At 35.7% G+C, this 1,102-nt stretch carries 1 protein-coding gene; it reads right to left on the bottom strand.

The window, feature by feature from the left end:
• Nucleotides 1-415 precede the first annotated feature (415 nt).
• Nucleotides 416-997, bottom strand: coding sequence for a hypothetical protein (locus tag H5232_RS23340; protein ID WP_182831669.1), 582 nt, complete (start codon nucleotides 995-997; stop codon nucleotides 416-418).
• Between the last annotated feature and the right edge of the window lie 105 nt (nucleotides 998-1,102).

Raw genomic sequence — 1,102 nt, 5'->3', positions numbered from 1 at the left:
TGATAATCTTTACCAGACTCTAGATCTACATCAAACTGTCCAAATGCATTTCTTTCGGCGGACGAAAAATCTCTACTGCCTAGAGAAGCTTTAACCCAAAGTATATGACGTCCCGTTTCATATTGGCTTGCAGTGACCCATTAAGATGGCGATTTACTATTACACAGTAGATGAACATATTCCCGTTTTTTTCCTTGCTCAAACTGAAAATTCTTTAATCTAAAATGTCCTTCTCTAATATCCTTCTTAATTGGCAAACTTACACAAGCCACCAAAGAAATTAATAAAACTAATAACACCATTAAATTTAAATTTCTCATATCGGAACCTATTTCTAAACTTTGAGTTAACGAAAAAGCACTATACAATAAGTATAGTGCTTGTTATCAAATGTTAATTTTATTTAGATTAATCACTAAAACATCATATTAAATACAACTTCAACTCGACGTGGAGATTGGAAGTATAAAGCACTGCCAAATTTTGCATTAGAGTTAAATGCTGCGTCCTCTTCTGCAAGTTCTTCATACGTAGTTACATTTGAAGCATCAAATAAGTTATAAACATTAAGAGCAACATATGCTGAATCAAACGCTGCAAAACTGCTTAAATCATATTTAACATTAGCATTAATGGTTGATGTCCAAGGCGTACGACCAAAGCTACCGCGCGAAAATTTAGTATCACCTACATAGTAAGTATCGCCATATTGATATTGAGATTGATCAGGTGCATACCCAGCACCTAACGCGTTACGTGGACGGCCTGAAGTAATATTTGCATTTACGCCAACTAATAAATTATCAGTAACAGAATAAGAACCAAATAGTTTTAATGCATGACGACGGTCATTAGGTAGATAACCATTAGCACCATCCATTAGATAAGGGTAATCCCAATCAGTTGTTAGGCCAGCATCATCTTGACCATTATCTGATTTAACATAACCTTCTGCGTTGCCGTAGCTTTGAGCCCCTGTATAAGTTGCGTTTAACATCCACACACCATCCCATGCTCTTTCTAACATCAAGTTAACTGAGTTATAACTACGCTTCGCGTTTGGGTAACCTAATTGTTCACCACTAAATTTCTAATTCTCAAG

Source organism: Pseudoalteromonas sp. SG41-5 (assembly GCF_014164495.1).
Lineage (GTDB): Bacteria > Pseudomonadota > Gammaproteobacteria > Enterobacterales > Alteromonadaceae > Pseudoalteromonas > Pseudoalteromonas rhizosphaerae.
This window is presented reverse-complemented; position numbering and strand designations above follow the sequence as displayed.

Coding starts and splice junctions, on each gene's coding strand:
- H5232_RS23340 (WP_182831669.1), bottom strand. CDS start 997: ATGTTAAACGCAACTTATACAGGGGCTCAAAGCTACGGCAACGCAGAA.